General features: G+C 43.4%; 16 protein-coding genes. 6 read left to right on the top strand and 10 right to left on the bottom strand.

Going from position 1 to position 24,518, the window contains the following annotated elements:
• Window positions 1-67: 67 nt before the first annotated feature.
• Complete coding sequence (locus ACMAZD_RS22495; RefSeq protein WP_435249547.1) at window positions 68-703, top strand: DNA-J related domain-containing protein; 636 nt, start codon at window positions 68-70, stop codon at window positions 701-703.
• Window positions 704-818: 115 nt separating this feature from the next.
• On the opposite strand, the gene mrdA is transcribed toward ACMAZD_RS22495, so the two are convergent.
• The 5 genes from mrdA to ACMAZD_RS22470 form a co-directional block, all read right to left on the bottom strand.
• Window positions 819-2,717 carry a penicillin-binding protein 2 gene (gene mrdA / locus ACMAZD_RS22490; RefSeq protein ID WP_435249546.1) on the bottom strand — a complete coding sequence of 633 codons (1,899 nt, stop codon included), beginning with the start codon at window positions 2,715-2,717 and terminating at the stop codon, window positions 819-821.
• Between the two features lie 290 nt (window positions 2,718-3,007).
• Window positions 3,008-4,681, bottom strand: a complete 1,674-nt coding sequence (locus tag ACMAZD_RS22485; protein WP_435249545.1) for a P-loop domain-containing protein — start codon at window positions 4,679-4,681, stop codon at window positions 3,008-3,010.
• Window positions 4,682-4,800: 119 nt separating this feature from the next.
• A complete protein-coding gene (locus ACMAZD_RS22480) occupies window positions 4,801-6,708 on the bottom strand; it encodes a sensor domain-containing phosphodiesterase (protein WP_435249544.1) in 1,908 nt (635 codons plus the stop codon).
• A 179-nt stretch (window positions 6,709-6,887) separates the two neighbouring features.
• Window positions 6,888-8,087, bottom strand: coding sequence for an enoyl-ACP reductase FabV (fabV, locus tag ACMAZD_RS22475; protein ID WP_435249543.1), 1,200 nt, complete (start codon window positions 8,085-8,087; stop codon window positions 6,888-6,890).
• A gap of 81 nt (window positions 8,088-8,168) precedes the next feature.
• Complete coding sequence (locus ACMAZD_RS22470; protein WP_435249542.1) at window positions 8,169-8,792, bottom strand: arylesterase; 624 nt, start codon at window positions 8,790-8,792, stop codon at window positions 8,169-8,171.
• On the opposite strand from ACMAZD_RS22470, the gene ACMAZD_RS22465 reads away from it, so the two are divergent.
• The 3 genes from ACMAZD_RS22465 to ACMAZD_RS22455 all read left to right on the top strand — a co-directional run bounded on the left by ACMAZD_RS22465 (window position 8,791) and on the right by ACMAZD_RS22455 (window position 13,914).
• The gene (locus ACMAZD_RS22465) at window positions 8,791-9,465 is read left to right on the top strand and encodes an ABC transporter ATP-binding protein (protein ID WP_435249541.1); all 675 of its coding nucleotides are present in this window, start codon (window positions 8,791-8,793) and stop codon (window positions 9,463-9,465) included. The two genes, ACMAZD_RS22470 and ACMAZD_RS22465, sit on opposite strands and share 2 nt — an antisense overlap.
• Window position 9,466: 1 nt before the next feature.
• Complete coding sequence (locus ACMAZD_RS22460; RefSeq protein WP_435249540.1) at window positions 9,467-11,905, top strand: ABC transporter permease; 2,439 nt, start codon at window positions 9,467-9,469, stop codon at window positions 11,903-11,905.
• 554 nt (window positions 11,906-12,459) lie between these two features.
• On the top strand, window positions 12,460-13,914 hold the full coding sequence (locus ACMAZD_RS22455; RefSeq protein WP_102269275.1) for an FAD-dependent oxidoreductase: 1,455 nt from the start codon (window positions 12,460-12,462) through the stop codon (window positions 13,912-13,914).
• 155 nt (window positions 13,915-14,069) lie between these two features.
• Here the strand turns inward: ACMAZD_RS22455 and ACMAZD_RS22450 are convergent, their stop codons facing one another.
• The 3 genes from ACMAZD_RS22450 to ACMAZD_RS22440 form a co-directional block, all read right to left on the bottom strand.
• Complete coding sequence (locus ACMAZD_RS22450) at window positions 14,070-15,008, bottom strand: biotin-dependent carboxyltransferase family protein (RefSeq protein ID WP_435249539.1); 939 nt, start codon at window positions 15,006-15,008, stop codon at window positions 14,070-14,072.
• Entirely contained in the window at window positions 15,001-15,771 is a 771-nt protein-coding gene (locus ACMAZD_RS22445) for a 5-oxoprolinase subunit B family protein (RefSeq protein ID WP_435249538.1), read from the bottom strand. Before ACMAZD_RS22445 ends, ACMAZD_RS22450 begins: the two co-directional genes overlap by 8 nt.
• Before the next feature lie 224 nt (window positions 15,772-15,995).
• The gene (locus ACMAZD_RS22440; RefSeq protein ID WP_435249537.1) at window positions 15,996-16,739 is read right to left on the bottom strand and encodes a 5-oxoprolinase subunit PxpA; all 744 of its coding nucleotides are present in this window, start codon (window positions 16,737-16,739) and stop codon (window positions 15,996-15,998) included.
• Window positions 16,740-16,966: 227 nt separating this feature from the next.
• Here ACMAZD_RS22440 and galE point away from each other — a divergent pair, with 227 nt between their 5' ends.
• Window positions 16,967-17,980, top strand: coding sequence for a UDP-glucose 4-epimerase GalE (gene galE / locus ACMAZD_RS22435; protein ID WP_435249536.1), 1,014 nt, complete (start codon window positions 16,967-16,969; stop codon window positions 17,978-17,980).
• A 346-nt stretch (window positions 17,981-18,326) separates the two neighbouring features.
• Here the strand turns inward: galE and ACMAZD_RS22430 are convergent, their stop codons facing one another.
• Entirely contained in the window at window positions 18,327-20,552 is a 2,226-nt protein-coding gene (locus ACMAZD_RS22430; protein WP_435249535.1) for a TonB-dependent hemoglobin/transferrin/lactoferrin family receptor, read from the bottom strand.
• A gap of 225 nt (window positions 20,553-20,777) precedes the next feature.
• Between ACMAZD_RS22430 and ACMAZD_RS22425 the strand changes: the two genes are divergently transcribed.
• On the top strand, window positions 20,778-21,665 hold the full coding sequence (locus ACMAZD_RS22425; protein WP_435249534.1) for a LysR family transcriptional regulator: 888 nt from the start codon (window positions 20,778-20,780) through the stop codon (window positions 21,663-21,665).
• Here ACMAZD_RS22425 and ACMAZD_RS22420 read toward each other — a convergent pair.
• Complete coding sequence (locus ACMAZD_RS22420; RefSeq protein WP_435249533.1) at window positions 21,654-24,338, bottom strand: bifunctional acetate--CoA ligase family protein/GNAT family N-acetyltransferase; 2,685 nt, start codon at window positions 24,336-24,338, stop codon at window positions 21,654-21,656. The genes ACMAZD_RS22425 and ACMAZD_RS22420 overlap by 12 nt on opposite strands.
• Between the last annotated feature and the right edge of the window lie 180 nt (window positions 24,339-24,518).

The following is a 24,518-nucleotide window of genomic DNA, read 5'->3' as shown; positions in this document are numbered from 1 at the left end:
AAACTGGCGTAAATCGCTTTCAATTAATAAGACACTCAAATGCATATGGTAACGAGCCCACTTTATTATGTTAGACAACTCAGAATCACCAAGTCATCAGGATATTAGCCCTAACTTCCAAACACACATGGAAAATCCGTTACTTTGGCCAATTATGGAAGTGCTCAAGCAAAAGCCAAGTGGATGGAAAGTGCATACCTTGGCCGCACACCTTAATGATCTGGGTTTGGTGCCTGTGTTAGATCCCGTACCTGAAAAAGAGCTATTTAAGAAAAACTTCTTAATCATGAACGCGCTCTATCAATTGCAAGAGACCTTGTATCCAGACAGTTGGTTGCAGGTTCAAGCCATGGACATTGAATTGATGAGCGGCCGTTATCATGGCAGTATTCATTCTATCAACCTCCAAGATCCATTACGTGACTACTACATCAACTGGCTCAACTATGAGGCGGATGAGGGCGAAGTCAAAAGGCTGTTGAATGAGTTTTGGACTCGATACAAGAAGTTTGTCGGTGGCAGTGAAACGGACATGGACAGAAGCCATGCACTCAGTTTGTTTGAGTTGCCATTAGATGCGACTCAGCAAGAAATTCGCAAAAGATGGCGACGCCTTGCGCTACGTTGGCATCCCGATAGGGATGAAGGCAACACAGCTAAGTTTCAGACATTGTGCGAGGCATGGCATGTGTTGCGTAGATAACAATTCTCAAGCTTAGCTCACTTGATTTACTAAGATCTCAGAAGAAATAAGGAAGCCCCACATGTGATTAGTAGGGCTTCGTGTTTATCGTTACTAATAAGCAATAAGCAATAAGCTATGAGTTGTCTTTACTCACTCCGCTTTTATGCTCAAATGCGTAATCCAATACCTTACGCATGTAAGGAGCACCAACTTTTGAACCACCATTACCGTGCTCAATAACCACTGTCGCAACGTATTCAGGATTATCATAAGGTGCAAACGCGGTATAAAGCGCGTGGTCGAGTAGGTGACGTGCTAACTTCTTCGAGTTGTAAACTTGATCCTTCGCTAAGTCGAATACTTGTGCCGTACCAGATTTACCACCACTTACATAGTCTGCGCCTTTGAAGGCTCTTCGACCACTGCCTCGGCTCCCGTTATTGACCAGTCTCATCGCATTGATTGGTACATCCCAAATCTCATCGGGCACTTCTTCAATCGATGTCATCTGTTTGGGCTCAACGAGCGTTTGCGTATCGAAACCTTCCCCATGTTCTAAAGTCGCTCTTAGAATGTGGGGAGGCATTACCTTACCGTGATTCACCAATACAGACGTTGCTTTAGCGAGTTGCAATGGAGTTGAAGTCCAATAGCCTTGTCCGATACCAATCGGCACGGTGTCACCTTGATACCATGGCGTGCGATAGCGCATCATTTTCCAATCACGAGTTGGCATGTTGGCGTTGCTTTCTTCGTAGATATCGATGCCTGTCGGTTTACCAAAACCAAAACGGTTCATCCACGTTGAAATGCGGTCGATACCTAAATCAAAGGCCGTTTGATAGAAGAATGAATCCACTGATTCTTCAATTGCTTGTGTAACATCGACAGGCCCGTGCCCCCAACGTTTCCAATCTCGCCACGCTTTCGAGTTGGATTTAGAACCAGGAATCTGCCATGAACCATGATCATCACGAATGGTGTGTTTAGAGATAACATGTTCTTGTAAACCAGCAACGGCCATAAATGGTTTGACGGTCGAAGCGGGTGGGTAGACGCCTAAGGTTGTTCGATTCACCAATGGGTGGGCAGGATCATTCAATAATGTCTGATAGTTTTTACTCGAAATACCGTCCACGAACAGATTTGGGTCATAGCTAGGGCTCGATGCCATTGCTAATACACTGTTATCTTTAGGGTTGAGAATCACGGCACTGCCAGTTCGGTTGCCGAGTTGGTCAAATACATATTTTTGCAGCTCAATGTCGATGTTCAGGACAATGTCTTTACCTGCAACAGGCGGTACATATTTAATGGTTCTGACGATACGACCGCGACTGTTTACCTCAACTTCTTGATAGCCTTTTGTGCCATGAAGTATGTCTTCATAATATCGTTCTACACCAAGCTTACCGATAACCGTTGTTGCTTGATAATTCGATTCTTTCCCTTGTTCATCAAGCTTTCTCAAGTCACTGTCGTTGATATGAGCCACATACCCTAAGACGTGGGTAAGTATTTCACCACTTGGGTAAAAACGTTTGAGGTTGGTATCGATGGATAAACCTGGGAATTGGTACTGTTGAACAGAAAACTTAGCGATCTCTTCTTCGTTCAGATCTTCCAAAATGGTCACGGGCTTAAAACGACGTGTATTGTGATAACGTTTTTTGAAACGCTCTATTTGTTCATCATCGAGAGGGATAAACTTATTGAGCTTGCTGAGCATGCTATCAACGTCATCCGCTTTCTCAGGGATCATGATTAAATCAAAGATAAGTTGGTTTTCAGCGAGTAACACGCCATTGCGGTCATAGATCAACCCACGCGTTGGCGCGATAGGGAGTACTTTAATTCGGTTGCCATCAGATCGAGTTTGGTAACTTTTGAAATCTTGTACTTGCAGTCTGTATAGGTTTCCAATTAAAACGAGGGTGAAGATCAGGATCCCTACGAACGCGACGATGACTCGATTTCGAAACAGGTTTACTTCACTTTTATGATCACGCATTTTTACGCGTTTGTAGCTCATCAAAACCTCAGACTTTTACATTTAGTTACATTTGTAGTGTCGCGACTTTATCCGAATATCACTAGGGTTTTGTAAAAGCTGTGTCATGATTCTTGGTATTTCAGAGATAAATCAACGTATGGCAAATATAAGCACGCTCTGCATTCAACGTGTTGCTAATCTCTTAATAAAGAATCAGGACATTGACTTATTTGTATGCGAAAACGTGTATCGAGAAAACAAGCTCGAGGTAGTTTCAAGCAAAAAAAACGGCCTTCATAGATGAGAGCCGTAATACAGATAAGGTTAACTTAACGCGAGATATTAGTCGAGTTCGAAGATTTGAACTGAGATTTACGCATTCGGTTTAGTGCTGCCATTACATCCAATACTCTTGGTTTCGCCAAGTCACCGTAGTTTGGCATGTTCACGTGCCACTCATCGCTTAAGATAGCGCTAAACTCTTTAGCAGGGTTGTTTGACCAACCTGGAGTTTGTGCAAACTGGAACCAAGCCCAACCAATCGCGTTCACTTCTGATGTTGACTCTAACTGCTCTAATGCAGAGAGGTCCGCGAACTCCTTACCAAAACGCAGTGACTCTTTGCCTTTCGCGTTAACTCGAAATTTACCGTCAGTAAGAATGTTCATCAGTGCAGCACGGTTTAACGAGCGAGGAACAAACGCTTCTAATGCTGTCTCACATTCGTTAGTTCGCTGAGTAGGGTGTTGAGCGATCACTTCTTGTGCTTTTTCAGTTACATTTACTGCCTGGTAGTCGTGCATTTGAATTACAGTGTCAGCCACATCTAAGTAATCGCCAGAACCACCCATTACCACGATAGTTGAGATACCCATCTCTTCACGAAGTTGACCAATACGGTCAACAAGCGGAGTGATTGGCTCAGCCCCTTTTGACACTAGCGCTTGCATACGTTCGTCACGAATCATGAAGTTAGTCGCTGACGTATCTTCATCGATAAGGAGTGTTTGTACACCCGCTTCAATAGATTCTTGTAGCCAAGCCGCTTGCGAAGTGGAACCAGATGCATCTTGTGTGCTGAAATCAGACGTGTCTTTCTGCATCGGTAAATGGTTGATGTAGTTTGAAAGATTCAAGTTATGTACACATCGACCATCTTCTGCGCGGATCTTCATCGTATCAGTTGCGGTCACGATGCCTTCACGGCCGTCACCTGGAATATGGTTGTAGATAGAACGTTCAACGGCGTTCAATAGTGTAGATTTACCATGGAAACCACCACCAACGATCAGTGTAATACCTTTAGGAATGCCTAAACCGGTTACATCACCTTGGTTTGGTGTGTTTAAGGTAACACTCAAAGACTCTGGTGCTAGGAAAGGAACCGCGCCTTTCATCGGTAAATCACAGTTACCTGCGATACGAGGTAATACACTGCCATTTGCTACGAATGCCGCTAGGTTGTTTTCTTCCAATTGAGCGCGTAACGCATCTTGGTCTTCAACAGCTTCACAATGCTTAATCATCGCTTCAATGTTAAGTTCGCGTTCAAGCGTTGCGCGACGAATAAACTTAGGTAAATAGAACGTAATGATGTTGATTGCTTTCTTTGCAAGAATACTGCGGCCATCAGCAGGTAGGTCGATACGAAAACGGATTTCGATACCGTGCTCGGTGAAAACCACTGATGTGTTATCCAAAACAGTTTGACCCGTTAGTGCGATGGACACCGTCGCTTCTTGCTTAGCAAATTCAGAGAAGCTACGTGCAATAAAATCACGAGCTGCTACTTGGTATTCGTAAGACTTTTCTTTCAGCCAACCTAACCCTGTTAACGACCAAGCGCGTGTTGCGCGAAAACGTGAAGAAGATGCGTACGGGTCACCTTGAACGTGGTCGATGTGTAATTCGAAATCAGCAAAGTCGTATTGACCTTTAATTTGTTGATATGCGCGGAAGTTTTGTTTTTCGAGCTTTTTAAGCTTTGCAGTCAACTGATCCATAACGAGGAATGCCTATATAAAGGGAAGATAAAAACAGAAAGGCGGCGATTATAAAAATCACCACCTTTAGAGTAAAGAGAAAGTAGACCTAAATCCAAAACAAACTGCTCTTTTTCGCTTTAAGCGTAACGAGTTGACCCCAAATAGTTTTGATTGACTAAGCTGTGTTCGAATTCTTGCCCGGGCATCGGCTTACCGTAGAGGTAGCCTTGTCCAATATCGCAGCCTTCTTCGACGATGAATTGCTCCTGAACTTCTGACTCAATACCTTCGATGGTGACTTTTAAGCCGAGTTTTTTAGCAATTTGAACAATAGAACGAACAATCTCTTTGTCTTCGCTTGAGTTCAACATTTGGTCGATAAAACTCTTATCTATCTTGATTGCGTCAAATGGGAACTTCTTGAGGTAACTGAATGAGGCATAGCCCGTACCGAAATCGTCAAGTGACAATGTAACACCGATGTCATGCAGAGATTCCAAGGTGTTCTTAGCAACCACTTCATCAGCGATCAGGCCGCTTTCAGTGACTTCGAGTTCTAAAAAGTGCGGTTCAAGGTGATAAGTTTCTAAGAGGTGAATAACCTGCTCGGCAAAATGTACGTTCTTGAGTTGAACGGCAGACACATTAACTGCCATTTTGAAGTCATCGACGTATTGCGACCACTCTTTGGCTTTTTCAATCGCGTTACGTAACGCAAAACTGCCAACCTCGAAAATCAAACCATTCTGTTCCGCCATGTGAATCAAGGTTTCATTAGAGATATCGCCAAGAACAGGGTGCCTCCACCGTAGCAGCGCTTCTGCGCCAACCCAGCGATGAGTGAGCGGGCAGACTTTCGGTTGGAAATAGAGCATCAAGTCGTCATTTCGAACTGCGTGTAATAAATAACCTTCGATCTTATTCAGGTGACTTTGCTCTTCAGTATGTGACTGAGAGTAATAAGCATACTTTTGCCCCGAGTCTTTACAGGCGAGCATGGCTTCTGATGATTTCTGGAGAATGCTTTCTGCATCATCTTCGTTGTCAGTTATCGCGATGCCGATGAAAGCATGCAAATGGACCTTGTCATTATCTATGTCGAACTCAGAATGGCCGACATTAACCAAACTCTTGCAGAGTTCTTCTAGGCGATGTTGTAAATCTTTAACACTGAACGCCAATACGAGGTCAACAGAAGTAGGGCGCGCCGTGAAAACTTCAACATCGGAGATGCTTTCGATTCGCTGGCGGTATTCAACCAGTACTTGATCTAATGCGTTATAACCATATCGTGCTTGGATGCGTCGACCATTGGTAAAGCCGATATGAATGACAGCGTATGAACAATCGGTCAGTCTATTCTGTGTAGACAACCTTTGGTTTAAGCGAGATTCAAAAGCGTTACGATTCAAAAAGCCGGTACCAAGATCGTGATTCTTCTGGAAGTTAATTTTTTGTTCGGCTGCTTTGCGTTTATCAATCTCTTGGTTGAGTGAGTAGTTTAGGCTCGCGAGATCTTTAGTTCGAGTGTAAACGCGGTTTTTCAACTCTTTATTCATCTGAGTCAGTTTCGCGTGCTGAAACAAAGTCTTGAGTTGAGATTCGATTGAAGTACGAAAACTTTCGAGTAACTTGATATAGGTTGGCGTGTAGTGGTTTTCTTTAGAATCTAAGATGCATATCGTACCGAACAGTTCGCCATTCGGCCAAAGTAGCGGAATACCACAATAAGAAACCAAACCAAGTTTGATATCAGGATTATCTTCCCATTTGGGATCAGCCAAGGCGTTAGGAACAATGAGATGTTGCTGAGATTCCATGACACTTTCGCAGTACAACCCATTGCCTAATATTTCGGAGTCGCCTTGGGCATAGGGGTTATTTTCGCTAGAGCTGGTTGAAAAAACTTCGATGGAGTTACTATGGACACGCATGATAAGCGCGGCTGGAACCTGAGTGATCTGAGCCAGCAAGTCGACAATGCTCTGCCAACCTGACTTCATGTCGTCTGGGATGTTTAAATCTAGAGTTTTAATTTTCTTCATATGACTCCGTGTCAATTATGCTTAATGCATCAACACATCCTGTGTTAATTATGATGAAACCAAATAGACTGTGAATATTACCCTAATTGAGTATAAGAAAAGTTGCAGAAAAAAACCTCCGAAATTTTGCAGAGGTTTTTAAATGTGAATCCGAGTCTCAGTAATGAGATAAGTTTCGATTAAGGCTTTAACTTTATAAAATCTTGAGTGTTAAGTTTCTGTTTATAGTCTATCGATGGTTGAGAAAACCCGTTCAACTGTAAAAACTCTTCTTTAAAACCTTGATAGTCGCCGATTGATTGGAAGTTGTTTTCGTCCATCGCTTCAAGTAACTCAGTCACATGAGCTTGGGTTTCAGTGGCTAACTCCCAATCATCCATTCGTATCAAACGCTCACCATCAAGTGGCACTTTTGATTGGCCATATAGCTTGCTGCTGAATAAACGCTGCATTTGTTGAATACAGCCCTCATGAGTCTCTTTTTCTTTCATCACTTTATAAAGAGCGAGTAAGTAAGGGCTTAAACCGGGAATGAATACGCTGGCTTTGGTCACTAGTGCCTTACACACGGTCGCATAAGCATTACCACCAAAGTTGGCTAGTTCGAGATTTAGCGCATGGCTTGTTTGATGAAGGTCGATCTTAGCGCGACCCAAAGTGCCATCTAAGTAGATAGGATGCGTCACTTCTGGACCTACGTAAGAAAATGCGATGGTTTTACAGCCTGGGGCAATGGATTCAGCGTTGATTAGCTCGTCTATCCAGTTTTCCCAGCCCTCGCCACCCATAACTTTGAGTGTGCTTTCGGCTTCTTCTTCGGTTGCTGCTTCCAGCGTGTTGGTTACCCAATGATCGTGCTCAAGAGATATAGTCGCGCCAGTGACGCTTTCACCGATTGGCTTGATCGCAGAGCGCCAGAATTCTTCGGAATCTGGTTTCGGTCTTACACCAGCGGCTAAGCTGTAGATAATCAAATCCACTTCACCTTCGAAGTAAGTTTCGATGGCTTCGACAACTTGCGAGCGTGTTTCTTGTGAAAAAGCATCGCCAACGATGTTGATCGCAGTGCGCTGCTCTCGTTCGGCTTCTTTTCTAAAGTAGATGTTGTTGTACCAACCAGCAGTACCTAAGGATTTTTCGTTAGGACCGCACTCGAATGAGACGCCGATAGTGTCAGCTTTTGCACCGCCAAAGGTAAGGGCGATACGAGCGGCAAGGCCGAAGCCGGAGGATGCGCCGATGATCAGGGCTCGTTTAGGGCCATCTTTGATTTGCGGCGTACTCTTAACAAATTTGATCTGTTGTTTGACGGCTTCTTTACAGCCAATAGGGTGAGCGCTTTTGGCTACCACACCCTTGATAATAGGTTCGATCAGCATAAATAACCTCACAGTTAGCGGTGATATGCACTCAGGCTAACGTAAAGCTGTGTAAAATTTATTGAGCTAGACCATTAAAACCTAAAGATACTGATATAATTCTTCGGCGACGAATTCAGCGATCCAAGGTTGAGCTTCTGGTTTTGGATGCAGTCCATCGTTCATCATCCACTCAGGTTTGAGGATGATATGCTCAAGGAAAAAGGGCAAAAGTGGCACATCTTGTTGATCAGACAGCGATATAAAAACGTACTCGAATTGTTCGTTGTAACGTTTGCCGTAGTTCGGTGGGATTTTAATCTGCATCATAATAGGTTTCGCGCCCGCAGCTTTTACTTGCTCGATGATCTGATCCAGATTCGCAGACATCAGCTTAGGTGGGAAGCCACGCAGTCCATCATTCGCGCCAAGTTCAATAAGAACGGTGTCTGGTGCGTGTTCTTCAAGCAGTTGCGGTAAACGCGCTAAGCCATTGCCCGTTGTGTCACCAGAAATACTGCCGTTGACCACGTTCACGGTTTTATCATGTTTTTCTAATGCGTCTGGCAACAAACTTGGCCAGCTTTGCTTGATATCCATGTTGTAACCCGCACTCAAGCTATCGCCAAGTACCAATAACTTGAAAACTTGATCTGAATTAGAGCTTTGAGCTAACGAAGCGGTTGAAAATAAAATAAAAAATAGAAAGGAAATTAGTCGAGTCATGCATACATCCATCATAAAAGCAGAAGCTGTTTCCAAGACAGTGTCTACTAATCAAGAACATTTAACAATCTTAGAGCATGTTGATATCGATATTCGTGAGGGTGAAACGGTTGCGATTGTCGGTACTTCAGGTGCTGGTAAATCCACTTTAATGACACTGCTTGCAGGGCTCGATGTGCCAACTTCTGGCGAAATCAGTTTGTTAGGCCAACCTCTATCGCAACTGGATGATGAAGCGAGAGCCAAAATCCGCAGTGAATCCGTTGGGTTTGTTTTCCAAAGTTTCTTATTAATTCCAAGCCTTTCTGCACTGCAAAACGTCACGCTACCTTGTTTGTTGAAAGGTGAAGACGAAGACATCGAACGCGCGACGGCTCTGCTTGAATCAGTGGGCTTGAAAGACAGGCTTGATCACTTGCCATGTCAACTGTCAGGTGGCGAACAACAAAGGGTCGCATTGGCTCGTGCGTTTATGATTAAGCCTAAAATTTTGTTTGCCGATGAACCTACGGGCAACCTAGACCAACAAACCGCAGCGAAAATCGTCGAGTTGTTGTTTGAACTCAATTCATCGCACGGCACCACGCTTGTTCTCGTCACGCATGACCCTAAACTCGCACAGCGTTGCCAACGAACCTTGAAAATGCATGTCGGTCACATAGAGGAAGTGTAAATTGAATTCATCACACGGACTGAACAAACGACTGTTTTCATGGAGCATCGAAGAGATTCGACATGGTCAGCTATGGCCGGTATCCATCGCTCTAACGCTCATTATTGCTTGTGTGTTCGCGCTTTCAGCTTTGGCTGAGCGTATGGAACAAGTGATCGTAAAGCAGGGCAAAGATGCGTTAACCGCCGACAGTGTATTTGTATCGGCAAACCCAATCCCACAACCTTTATTAGACCTGACTCAGGTTGAACAGTTAGAAAGCTCTCAGCTGACTCGTTTCTCAACCATGGCATTCAGTGATAATTCGATGCAGTTGGTTACCGTTAAAGCTGTAGAAAGCAATTACCCTTTACGCGGTGAAATGATACTGGAAGGCGCGGATAATGCGGCAAGCAATCATGTTGAACCGGGTGAACTTTGGCTTGATGAGCGTATATTCGCTCAGTTAGAAGTTGAGATAGGTGACAATGTCACGATAGGTAATGCAAATTTAACAATCACAGGGCGCATCGCGCAAGAACCGGGCTTGAGCTTCAACCCTTTCCAACAAATGCCTGCTGTTCTGATTCACAATAACGATGTTGAGGCGACAGGCGCTATCCAACCAGGCAGCCGCGTTAGTTTTAGACTGTTTTTAAATGGCGATGAATCGAAACTCAAAACCGCACAAGACAGTATCGAACTGACACCAAGTGATCGTTGGCGCACACAAGACTCAGCCAGTCGTACCAATGAGATGTTCGAAAGCACCACTCAATACTTATCACTAACGGTAGCCATCGTAGTGATCATGGCCGCGACCACTTTAGTACTGACTTGCCAACATTATGTGGCGAGTCGTCGAAAAACCATCGCGATGCTTAAAAGCTTAGGTGCGAGTAAACAGTGGATCATTAAATGGCTCTCTGTACAGCTATCTCTGTTAGTCGTTATTGGTGCTGTACTGGGTATTGCCATTGGTATTGGCTTAGAGTTTTTATTGCGAATTCCACTTGGAGACTTATTGCCTACACCGCTTCCGAGTTATGGCGCTGAGCCTGCAATACTGGCTATCGTATCAAGCATCTTGATTGGTGTGCCCGCGTTAGGTATCCCACTAATAGGTTTGGTCAACACATCAGCTATCAGCGTTATTCAATCAAACCACCAATTACGTGAAAGCCATAAGAAATACTTGTTGTTGCTTGTGCCTGTTATTCCAATGATGTTGATGTACGGCGACAACTTGTTGGTGTGGATTGTCTTAGCCGGGATCGCTTGTCTGTTCTTAGTATTGGCGGTCGTGAGTAATGTGGTTTTACGCTTGTTTGGCAAATTACCGACATCAACCTCGATGCGTTTGGCGTTGAGTCGAATCAATCGCACACCTTTTGCTACCGGTATTCAGTTCGGGTCTTTAGCGTTGTCTTTGATGCTGCTATCGATTATTTGGCTAGTGAGAAGCGATTTATTGTCGGATTGGCAACAAACCTTACCTGAAAACGCGCCAAATGCGTTTGCATTGAACATCGCGAGCTATGAGAAAGACGAATATCTCGTGACCATTGATGCCAACAATGTAGAGCGTACTCAGGCGTTCCCAATTATTCGTGGCCGCTTAACCACAATAAACGGAGTCGAAGCGAACGAGTACAGTGATACATCAGCAGGGACAGATGCACTAAGCCGAGAGATTAACTTTACGTGGGGAGATGCTCTACCAGTCTATAACGAAGTGCTTAAAGGTGCTTGGACTCAAGAGAAAGGTGTATCCGTCGAATCTGAAGTGGCTGAACAGCTAGGCTTGGAGATTGGTGACGAACTCACTTTCACGATAAACAGTCAGAGCGTTGTGGCTAACGTGAATAGCATCAGGAAGGTAGAGTGGCGTGAAATGAAGCCAAACTTCTACTTCATCTTTACACCGGATGTATTGAGTGCGATTCCTTCTACTTGGTTGGTAAGCTTCAGGTTAGAAGAGCAGCACAACCAAATGCTTAACGAGCTATCTCGAAATCACCCGACTGTGAGTTTGATGGACATTCGTAAGATGGGCAGCAAGATACAAGAGCTGCTTAAACAAATCGTTTGGTCAATAACCGTGCTTGCGGCACTTGGCGTGGTCGCGGGGCTGTTGTTAATCTTCACACTGCTAAGATTGAGTTTATCTCAGAGACAGCAAGAGATTCGTTTATATCGAACCTTAGGGGCGAGTAAGAAACGTATTCTCAATACCATTTGGTGTGAATATGGATTGATGGCACTGGTGGCGGGCTCGATTGCAGCTTTAGGTTCAGAACTCAGTGTCGCTGGCGTGATGAACTTTGGCTTCGAATTAGAACCATCACTTCACCCAATGTTATGGATTGTTTTGCCTGTGCTGACTTTCATGACCTTAGCAGCGGTGGTCAGCAGTTTGATTAAACGTTTGTTGGCGCCAGTAAACAAAGATTTTGGATAGTCACTAAAACGATATTAGTTAAGTAAAGTTGGGTGACTAACGTACGTCACCCACACTTTTTAAAGCGGTCTAGCCGCGAATACCTATTTACATCTTTAGGTCACTCGCGATAGGTCGCTTTTTATTTAACCAACTCGTGTGACTCACAAGACATATCTCACCTTAAAATGGACCTTTCTCAGCATTAATTAAAACTCATTGTCCAATATCGCCGATTTTATGAACATCGGTTAGTCCCTGTAAATAAAGGGTTTGCGCAACTTAGCAAGAACGTTATCAACAGTTATCCACAAAAACGGTGGATAACTTTAGGGATAAGTTAACGTCGGGGTTTTACGAGTATTGAGACAGCCTTTATGTGGCGTCACTTAGGACAAATCTGACTGTTAGAATAACCTTCAAACCTCAATCTAGAGTTATTAAGTCAAGAGATTATTTTTGTTTTTTACATTGACATTAATAAGCAGAATGCTAAGACCTTGATAAAAATGTGATTTAATTCATCGCCGAACAAAAGTAGAATAGAGGCAGTTAATCTAATTCTACAGAACACGATGAACCACAACAAAACGGATACAAATCAACCTTCTATTGCCATTGTTGGCGGCGGTATTGCCGGAACCACAAGCGCTATTCATTTTAGTGAGCTGGGTTTTAAGGTCATTATCTTGGAAAAAGGGCCAAGTTTGGTTAATGGGCCACCCATTTGCCACTTGCACGCTGGCGGCAATTTGTATCGAGATATTTCTGTAGAGCAGTGTCTCCAATTGCTCACGCAGTCGATTGATACTGTCCGACTATTCCCTCACACGATCAATATTCGACCAACAATCATCGCTGTGCCACATAGTGATGGCGGCGAGCCGACGGATTTACTTCCTCGCCTCAAGCTCATCAAACAAGCGTATGCGGATCTTGTTAAACAAGATAAAAGCAATCAAGTGCTTGGCGATCCGGAAGAGTATTACAAGCTGTATAACAAAGAGGATTTGTTAGCGCTTTCTGAAAAAACGCAGCCTCTGAAGCCTACATCACTCGATGATTGGTGTATTCCTTTTGCTAAACACACTGATTTGGACACGCTCAAATACCCCGTTGCGATGGTTCAAGAGTATGGATGGAGTGTATTCCGATTGTCCGCGACAGCTCAGTTGTCCCTTGATAAACAATCGAATTGCACTGTGTTAACCAATAGCCGCTTACAGTCTGTTGAATCGACTCATGAAGGCTGGTCTTTAACTTACACAGACCGCGAAAATCAAAGCCGTAACCTGACGGCAGATTACTTGATTAATGCGAGTGGTTTCGAGACCGGCATTGTCGATGACTTTGTTGGATCTAAGCAACAAAGACTGGTTGAGTTTAAAGCCGCCTACGTTACTGAGTGGCCATATTCACAAGAATGCAAGGAAGAGTGGCCAGAAGTTATCTTTCATGGCCCAAGAGGTACTCCGCAAGGCATGGCGCAATTAACGCCGTATGCTGATGGTGTGTTCCAGCTTCATGGCATGACAGAGGGGATTACGCTATTTGAGGGCGGATTGGTTTCATCTTCAACGGATTCATCGCAACCTCAGTTACCTTCTAAGCTTCTTAAAAAAATCGTATCCGGTTGGAGCGAAGAGCAACTTGAATTGAGAACGCGAGCGGCGATCACTCATATGTCTCAGTTCATTCCAAGCTTTACTTCTGCAGAAGTTGGCGGCAAGCCGCTTTTCGGCGCGCAGCAAATTCCGGGAACGGACCCAAGCTTGAGAGCTTCAGACGTGTCTTTCTGCGGTGAGCGCTATGCTCGACTTGAAGTCGTCAAAGCGTCTTCCACGTTAGAAGCGGCACAAAAGGTTGCTGAACAATGGTTTGATATAACTGAGTCAATATCGATTGAAGATGCGCACTCAGTGACAATGTCACTTAATCTAAATGATATTGAAAACAGAGCGATAGGATTAACTCAAGAGCGCGGTTATCCAGATGCGCTTGCGAAGGTATCAGGGCAAGATCACGGCTAAATCGGGTCTAATTCTCTTAGAACCTTATATCTTGACCTTAAACCATGATAACCAAATACAAAATCCAGCTTGCTGCAAACAGTAAGCTGGATTTTTCAATTTAAACATCTAATTTTTTGCCATTAATCGAGTGTTATTCATCGAGAGCAAAAGTATCAATAACCGAAAAACTGCGCCCATTGACACCAAACGTCTTGTAAGCCCAAGCGATCGCCTTTACTAAACGATATTTCATGCCCCGGTTTTGCTTGAGCTAACCTCGGTAAGTCAATTCGAGCGATACAACCAATCTTCGGATATCCACCAATGGTTTGTCGGTCGTTCAATAGCACGATAGGTTGCCCGTCTTGTGGGATTTGAATTGCCCCAAGTGCAATTCCCTCAGATAACAAAGAAACATCAGGAGAAGCGACAGGCTCGCCACTGAGTCGATAACCCATACGGTTCGAATTCTGGTCAACACGATAATAGGAGCGATAGAGCGTTTCCTTCGCAGATTCGGAAAACAGATTGCATTGATAACCTTCAATAATGCGTAAATTCAGAGGCAGGTTATAGTTCGGCTTGTATCTGAACGTGACACTCACGGGCTTGAAAGGTTGAGTGAGAGGATGTGTCGAGAATGCTATCTTCTGATCTTGTTGGCAAGGTTCACCGTTTTGGGTAAGACCGCCAATCTTTTCTCGTGTAACCGTAGAACGACTATTTAGAGTCACGGGAACATCGAATCCTCCCTTAATCGCTAAGTAGGCTCGAAGGCCATTCTTCGGTAATCCAAAGGATAAAACCTGCCCAGTTCGAGCTTGAAAAGTACTCCAGTTATCAAGCTTCTGGCCATCTAAAGCCGCCTGCAAGTCTCCGCCACATATCGACATTTCACAATCGTGATCGATCTTGAAAGCGCATTGTCCTAGGGTAACTTCTAACGCGGCTAAGTTTACGGGATTTTGTAATAGGTGATTAGCCCAACTGTAAGAGTAATCATCCACTGGGCCTCCTTGTGTTAAACCGAGGTGTGCGACACCAAATCGTCCAAAATCTTGAATCAAACTCATTGGACCCGGCTTAAGTACTGTAAGTGTTGGCTTAACCATTAAGCACGCCTCCTAGTTCAATGAACTCTTTTTTAGTGATGGCTTTAAATTGCACGCTATCGCCAACATTCAATAATGAGAGACCTTGCAAGGCTATGTCTGCACTGGTTAATTGGCCATAGTCGAACAGAGATAGAGGGCAGTTACCTATAATATTCCATCCACCCGGTGAGTCAGATGGATAAACAGCCGTTTTTGAACCTGCAATAGCAATACTGCCTTTAGGCACACTTAAACGCGGAGTTGCATGGCGTGGCAATACCAGTTCATCAGGCACATCAGACATAAAGGCAAAGCCAGGAATAAAGCCAATTGCACTAACGTGATATGTTCGCGAGGTGTGATAAGCAATAACAGAATCTAACGATAGCCCTTTGTCTTGGTATCGTTCTAAATCGAGTGCGGTCTCTTTAGAATAATAGGCGGGCAGTTCAACAACATTTGATTGGGAATGTTTTTTTGCAAGTGTCGATAAGGATTGAGTGAGTAGGGTGTTAAGTTGTTTAACCAATTGTTGTTCAGATATTCGGTAAGGAAGGTAATCCACCAATATTGTGTGGTAAGCCGGTGTCACGTTCATTAATACTGACGCGAAATTTTCTCGAATGGCTTCAGAAAAGTGAGCCATGTATCGAGAATCATCTGCACTTGAACTGTGCGCTACATTTTGCGTGACGTTTGAGAAGCAAGCCAGCTTCAATGTAACTAGAACACTGCACTCTGCGACAGGGTCGATATTGAATTCAATCTTGTTCATCTTCATTTCGCTTCCATACTGATACGAAGAAATACGCTTTAAAGTACCATTCGTGCCAAGCACAGCATAATGAGCTTTGGTGGTTGGCCATGTTTTCTTGTTTTGTGCTTTTATCTTATCGCTTTATTTTTAAGTAACCGCTTTGAAACTTACAGGCTTATAGCTTTATAGCTTTGTAGCTTTATAGCTTTATAGCTTTATAGCTTTATAGCTTTATAGCTTTCGCAGTATTAATTAAAAGCGTTGAGGTCTTGTCTAATTTTTTTAATCAATGCGATCGATTGTGGATTATCGCCATGGACACAAATCGTGTCGGCTTCAATAGGGAGTCGTTCACCTTCGAGCGTTGTGACTGATCCGTAATTGACGATCTGCATGACTTGGTTATAGATATCATCTTGATTGACATAAACTGAACCTTTTAACGTTCTCGGCGCTAGCTGTCCACTGTTTAAATAAGCTCTGTCTGCGAACGCTTCAAAGAGTAGAGGCAAATCATGATCATCAGCGATGTCTAAATACTGTTGGTTATCACAGGAAGAGAGGATCATTAAAGGGATGTTGAACTCAGCAACCGCTTGAGCGACTGCGTTAAACACATCGGTATTTGCCATCATATCGTTATAAAGGGCACCATGAGGCTTCACATACCCAACCGTTGTATGGTGATAACGACACAGGGCTTGCAGTGCGCCCACTTGATAGCAAACTAGTTCGCTGATCTCGTTCATAGTGTGAGGGATTGAACGTCGCCCAAAGCCAATAAGATCTTGATAGCCAGGATGAGCCCCTATTTGAGTATGGTAGTGCTCGGCAAGCTTAATGGTTTTAGACATCACATGAGGGTCAGAGGCGTGAAACCCACAGGCAATATTCGCCATGTCGACCCATTCCATGACCGATTCATCATCGCCCATCTTCCAATTGCCGAAACTTTCTCCCATGTCGCAATTAAGCAAAATCTTCATTGTCACTTGCTTTCAATCCTTTACGTTTAAGTTCTTACTGACGTTCGTATAAATGACAGAATTAAACTGTGATTTATTTCAAAGTTTTGGTGCCAAATATTTATAAGTTCTTAGATGGTATCGTATCCGCGAGGCATTAATAAAATCAACAGTACGGATCTCTTTTAGCTCGCGTTAAGTTGTTGTATCATAGGTGATAGGTTGAGTATTTTTAATTAAAAGGTCTGCTAAACATGAATGTTTTAGTTACAGGTGGTATGGGCTACATCGGCAGTCACACAAGTATCCAAATGATCAATGCAAGCATGACGCCTGTTCTTTTTGATAACTTGTATAACAGCAAACCGAGCGTATTAGAACGTATCGAGAAAGTGTCTGGCGTTCGTCCTGATTTTATTGAAGGCGACATTCGTAATAAAGCACTGCTGATTGAAACCATGAAGCAACATAACATTGAAGCTGTTATCCACTTTGCTGGTTTGAAGGCGGTTGGTGAATCCGTTGCTAAACCTCTTGAATACTACGACAACAATGTAAATGGTTCGCTAGTTCTTGTTGATGCAATGCGCGAAGCTGGTGTTAAAACACTGGTTTTTAGTTCGTCAGCAACCGTATACGGCGATCCAGCAAGTGTTCCAATTACTGAAGATTTCCCAACGAGTGCGACGAACCCTTATGGTCGTAGCAAACTTATGGTTGAAGAGTGTCTAACGGATTTTCAACAAGCGAATCCAGATTGGAGCATTACACTGCTGCGTTACTTTAATCCGGTAGGTTCACACCCAAGTGGTGAACTAGGTGAAGATCCACAAGGTATTCCAAATAACCTAATGCCATTCGTATCTCAAGTAGCCGTAGGCCGCCGTGAATTCTTATCAGTATTTGGTAGCGATTACCCAACAAAAGACGGCACTGGGGTACGTGATTACATCCATGTAATGGATCTATCTGACGGTCATATTGCAGCACTTGAGAAAGTAGGGCGCAAAGATGGTCTTCACATCTACAACCTTGGTACGGGTAACGGCTCTAGTGTTTTAGATATGGTCAAGGCTTTTGAACAAGCAAGTGGTAAGGAGATCCCTTATAAACTTGTTGAGCGACGAGCAGGTGACATAGCAGAATGTTGGGCTGATCCGGCTAAAGCGCAGAAAGAGTTGGGCTGGAATGCGACACGCACACTGACTGATATGACTGAAGATACGTGGCGCTGGCAGTCAATAAACCCTGATGGTTTCCCTGGTTGATCTAGTCGCTTCATGGATAGTTAATGTACAAAAAGATGCTTTAGGGCATCTTTTTTGATCTAAATCGAATAAAAAGTAATTTAGTGGTTAAAAAGTATCATTCTGTATTCGTTGTGTTACTATGCTCGCGAATTATCTGTTTAATGTTAATTTTCTTTGGAGTTAATCATGGAACTAGGCCTAATCATCACTTTCATCATTGCTTCTGCAGTAATGGTTAAGAAAGAAATGGCAGAGAAGTAAGACGTAATTTCACTTTATTCCTTTTTTATACAACTTTTAGTGAAATTGAAAAAGCCAGCTGATAGCTGGCTTTTTAGTTTTTGCAGTTCAGACTTGTAACGAATTAGAATTCGTACTTAGCCGTAATAGAGTAATTACGCTCAGCTTGCGTTTCATCGCGGTCAAGCTCTGTGTTTCCGCGAACATCATTCCAGCTGTAGTATTCTTCGTTTGTAATATTGAAGATACCGCCACGAATTGTCAGGTCTTTCATTGGTACGATGTACACCGTTAAATCAACAACAGTAGCACTTGGTAATCCTGCTTGATCTGCAACTTCATCGAAGTTGATGTCACTTGAAGATTTCTTAGCAGTATAGTTAACTTTTAAGCTGGTACCCCAATTAGCACTAGGTGCATCATAGTTGAGTGCTACAACAGCGTTCCAAGGGTTAACACTATTTAGTGCTTTTCCGTCACCATCTTCACCTTCGGTATATGCAGCAACCAAGTTAGTACTCATACCTTTCGGAGCACTGATTAACTCATCTAACAATAGAGTATTTGAAACTTCAAAACCTTTAATGGTTGCTTTAGCAATGTTAACATTTTTAGTTTCACCGTCTGGAAGTTCTGTATTGTTGTAAGTCGTTTGGCTATCAATAAAGTTGTCGTAATCACTGTAGAAGATACCAAATGAGCTCTTAGAGTAGTCATTCGTATAACGAATCCCCGTCTCGTATGTGATACTTTCTTCTGCTTCTAGATCTGGGTTTGGTAGTGTTGCATATGAGCCACCCTCATAAGCATAAAACAATTCCTTGAATGATGGCGCTCTGAAGCCTTGGCTTACTTGACCATAGATATTCATTTCATTGTTAAGAGAGTATATTGCGCCAAGACGACCAGTCAACGCATCGCTACTATGCTTATCGAATGTTAGATCAGGAATACCTGTAGTATTGGTATCAGGATCAGTTTCAAATGAGTCGTAACGAATTCCCGGAGTTATAGTTAAAGCACCGATAGTAAACGTGTCTTGAACAAATAGACCAAATTTAGTTTCTGTAGCATTCGGTTGATAGAAAGTGTAACTTGTTGAACCACTAATATTATCAATTGTCGCATTAGTGTTCTCTATATCCTTAGAGCTAAACGAAACGCCGTATATAAAGTAGTGTTCTACTCCACCAAGCATCGCAAACTTATCTAGCTGAGCATCAAATGAAATAGTTTCTTCTTTATAAAGGTAGTCTTTGATCTCATCAACTTGATCCTGGTTAGTTGGCTCGGTACACATTCTAGGAGCCCTACAAATGCTATCCATTGGCATCCAGCTTGAAACCGAACCATTACGAATAGTTTTGGCTGTTACTTCATTTGATAGGAAATTTACAGACCAGTCTACTTGATCTACGAGTAAGGTATCTAATAGCCATTCGTGGTTGAAACCAACTCGATAGGTTTTATCTGTATCATCGCTGACATTTTTATCCCAAGCGACCGTTCCAAGATAAGAAGCAGTCATTCCTGTAATGTCGTTTCTGCCCATACCGAATCGCATGCCAGTATCACCTAAATAGCTCTCTGTTACCGAGTTATTGTACTCGCCAGTAAAACCAATTTTGTGGTTCTCGTTTAAAGTAATATTCAATTTCCCGAGAACATTATCATTTGAGTAATCGGTATCTTCATCTGTACTACCGAAGTTTTCAAGTTGACCTCCGTCTCTACGAGTGTAAGCGAGCATAGACTCAACATCACCGTTGCGATTAGCTAAAACGAAATTTTCAGAAAACTGTTTATCTTTTGATGAGTAACCTAACTTTACTTGGCCGCCAAAATCATCGCCTTCACCTAGAAAATCTTCAGGGTCTTTAGTTTCAAATGCGACAATACCTGCAATACCATCAGAACCGTATAGGCTCGATGCAGACCCTTTAACGACTTCAACAGACTTAATCATTTCAGGATCAGTTTTCAAACGCGTACCCTGGACGAAACTACTGCCTGAATCGTAAGCTTGAGGTTGAACCACACCATCTACAATAATGTTTACGCGGTTACCATCTAAGCCACGGATTTTTATGCTCTGAGCGCCATGTCGTGAATCACTTTCAACTGAAACGCCTGGCGTATAGTCAAAAACGCTTTTGATATCAGAAGTCATATTTTTGTCGATATCTTCTGCCGTGACAACAGAAACTGAACCTGCAACATCTTCTAATTGTTGTTCAGAACGGGAGGCCGATACAACAACCTCGTCAAATAGGGCATAATCTTCAGCAAAGGCTGAGGTTGATGAAAGCGCTAAAACGATTGAAGCAGAGAGTAGGGATTGCTTATACATCTGATAGTTACCTTAATTCCATAGTCTTATCTTGATTTGCGAAAGATAATATTGGATCTAAATGATAATTACTATTATTTGTATTTGAGCTTATTTTCGATTTCGTCAGTTTAAACCTGTTTTAACCGTATAACCCGTTGTATTTTAAAAGCTTTAAACGTTCCATTTAGCTGATGAATGCTTCCATTTTTGTGACAAATATCTCATTTATAGAGTTGGATACTGATGCATAGCCCAATAACACTTGAAGCACTACATATACTAGATGCCATTGATCGTCGTGGGAGTTTCGCCGCTGCAGCGAATGAACTGGACCGAGCGCCTTCTTCATTGAGTTATCAAATCCAGAAGTTAGAACAAGACTTAGATATCATGATTTTTGATCGCTCAGGCCACCGTGCAAATTTCACGGAAGCGGGGCAGTTAATATTAGAGCAAGGTAGAATCATTCTTGGTGCCACTGAACAACTCGTTAACGATGCGAGTATTCTTGCTAATGGCTGGGAGCTAGATTTAACCATTGCCTTTGATGGCATCATTCCGATTGCCAATTTCTTCCCGTTAGTCGACGAACTCGGGAAAATCAGCAAAACACGTGTTCGTTTACAAGAAGAAATCTTAGCGGGTTGTTGGGAATCTCTAACAGATGACCGTACCGATTTATTGGTATGCCCTAAGCTCGATACAATACCGAACGACATAAAAAGTGACGTAATTGGCAAAATGGAAATGGTATGGGTTGCGGCATCAAACCACTACGTTCACAAACGTTCGGGTGAGTTCGACCAAAAGGTGAGAGAAAGTTACAGGGTGATCGCAATTGCGGATACAGCGCGCGATCAACCCGCTTTAAGTCGTAATATTCTAGAGAAACAACCACGTTTAACGGTCACGAGCTTCACAGCAAAAGTAGAAGCTCTGACGACGGGATTAGGGATTGGTACATTACCGAGTGTTATAGCGAAACCATTGATCGAAATTGGCGTTCTACAGCAGATTTCGGGAACAGAACCACAACCTATCGATATTGTGATGGCTTGGCGACGCAACAAAATGGGCGACGCCAAATCTTGGTGTATTCAACATCTTAAAAAGACATGGTCACTCAAATAACGGTAAAACCATATCAGCAGTACCATCTTCAAAACTGATGTCTAGCTTAAAACCAAGCTTTTGAGCTAGTGTCAGCATCCCTCTATTCGTTGGCATCGTCATTCCCGACATCTGCTTGATCTGTTTAGCACGACAGTAATCGATAACCTTAGTCATCAGTATGCGACCTAAGCCAACACCTTTCAGATCAGACCGTATCAGTATCGCAAACTCTGCATCCGTGTTCTCAGGGTTAATCAGTGCTCTTGAAACACCGATGATAGCAGGCAGACCTTGTTCCTTACGAACGACCACAAAAGCAATCTCTCTATCGAAATCAATCTGAGTAAAATTCGCCAATGCCTCATGATTGAATTCACCGACATCACTAAAGAAACGCTTATACAGATCCTCCTTAGAGACTCGGTTAATAAAGTCAGCGTGAAGCGGCTCATCTTCCGGAAGGATAGGTCGCAGCAGTACCTCAGTCCCATCTTTTAATTCTATCGTTTCTTCCAGTTCGACTGGGTATGGGCGAATCGCGAGCCTTTCTTGCGGGTCTCCCTCATAAGCTTTCAAGATAATATCCGCGTCTAATATCGTGAACTTGTCACCATTGGCCAATACTGGATGGATATCCAAATCGTGTATTTCAGGGCAATCGACTACCATTTGAGAGATACGAACCAGCAACTCAGATAGCCCTTCAATGTCGATCGGGTTAGGCAATTTTTGTAGGCGAATCTTACCACTCTTTATCGCTCGAATAATCAAGTAACGAGCTAGAGTCATATTCAGTGGTGGAAAGGCGGCTGCAGCATCAATAGATTCGTCCCACTCAGAACCCCCTTGGCCAAGTAAAATGATAGGACCAAAGGTTTCATCGGTTGTGACTTTCACGCGTAACTCTTGTCCGCCTGCAAGCTTAGCCATTCCTTGAATCAACAGCCCATGAATATGCGCGGTAGGGAACGACAGCTGAGATCGATCGAGAATCGCTTGAGCTGCATTCGCCACTTCACTACTGTTTCTCAGATTGAGCATCACACCTTGTACATCTGATTTATGCGCGATGTCTGGAGAACGGAGCTTTACCGCAACGGGATAACCAATCGTTTCAGCAATATGTACCGCCTCACTTGGGTCAGAAGCGATCCAAGTTGGCAGAACATCTAAGTTGAAGTGTTTGAAAAACTGGCTGTTTTGATGAGTATCAAGACTAACTGTGTCTTTATCCAGTAGTTGGCGCTCTATCCAATTTTTCGCATCGGCCAAGTCTTTAATGTGAACTTTTTCAGCCGTCGTTGGTGTTTCCATTAGCTGGCGTTGGTTACGTCTGTACTCGACCAAGTGCATGAATGCGACCACAGAACTTTCCGGTGTTCGATAGGTTGGAATACCCGCTTCCGTAAATAGCTTTCTTGCTGGCCTTGCAGTCAGCTCACCAGACCAATTGGTTAATATATTGAATCGTTTATAGCGAGGGTGCTTCTTAATCGCTTCAATAATTCGCTCAGCCGTTTGGGCTGAATGTGCGATAGCAGAAGGACTGTGCATGATCAGAATGGCATCGGCTTCATCCCCATCAAGCAGCGTGTTAATGGTATCAATGTAGCGCTGATCGCCCGCATCATCCACAATGTCGATAGGGTTGCTGTGCGACCAACTCGACGGCAATACATCACTTAGCTTATCTAGAGTATGCTCGGATAGTTCAGCAAGCTTGCCACCACGGTCAAACAGAGTATCCACAGCCATAATTGCAGGGCCACCGCCATTGGTGACGATAGCGAGACGTTCACCACGTAGTGGCACCGAATGAGTCAGCGTTTCTACCGCGGCAAACAGTTCATGCAAGTTCTTAACTCGGAGCATGCCGCTACGTCGAATTGCTGAGTCATAAATAATATCTAGTGTGTCGGCTCCACCTGTGTGTGCCATGGCTGCAGCTCTGCCTTTGGCCGTTCGACCGCCTTTTAACACCAAAATTCGTCTGTTACGGGAAGCCGCACGTGCCGCAGAAATAAAACGCCTCGCATCACTAATACTATCGACATAAAGCAAGATGGCTTCAGTGTGCGAATCAGTACTCAAATAATCCAATAGCTCTGAAAACTCGATGTCACTGCCATTACCTATCGAGATAAAAGCAGAGAAGCCTATCTCTTTGTCGTTAGCCCAATCAAGGATCGTGGTACAAACAGCCGCAGACTGAGAAACAAACGCGATTTTGCCAGGTAGTGCCGTTACAGGAGAGAAAGACGCGTTCAAATTAAGCCAAGGGACGATAATCCCCAAGCTATTTGGGCCAAGCACTCGGATGTTATGTTTTTTGGCAATGGCTAGGCATCTTGAATCAAACGTTTCTCCGTTATCGCTGTGCCGGTGCATGTCGGAAGAGAGCACGATCACTGACGCAATCCCTTTCTCGGCCAACTCTTCAATGATGGCAACATTGCGTATCGCGTTGGTACACAAAATCGCAAGATCTGGAACGATAGGTAACGACAAAATGTTCTTATAAGAAAGTACACCGGCCACTGAATCGTATTTCGGCGTAACCGGCATCACTGCACCTTTAAAATCCCCATGCAACAAATTGTTCATAACGATATATCCCGCTCGAGTTTCTCGTTGAGAAGCACCAACAACAGCGATCGAGCGGGGTTTAAGGAGAGGATCAAGATGATTCATAGACATATCCTAGCAATGCACGTAAGTTAATCGTAACTTACTTTCGATTCACAGGTTGATGGCAAATTCACCGAATTCAGATGAATAAGCAAACACTGCATAAAGTTTGTGAAATAGGTCACCTACTATTGGTGTATAATCTCAGAGTTAACTTGATTCTAAACCGACGTATCGGCATGA

The organism is Vibrio sp. nBUS_14 (assembly GCF_051201655.1).
GTDB lineage: Bacteria > Pseudomonadota > Gammaproteobacteria > Enterobacterales > Vibrionaceae > Vibrio.
The sequence above is the reverse complement of the archived record's forward strand: the minus strand, read 5'-3'. Positions and strand labels throughout refer to the sequence as shown.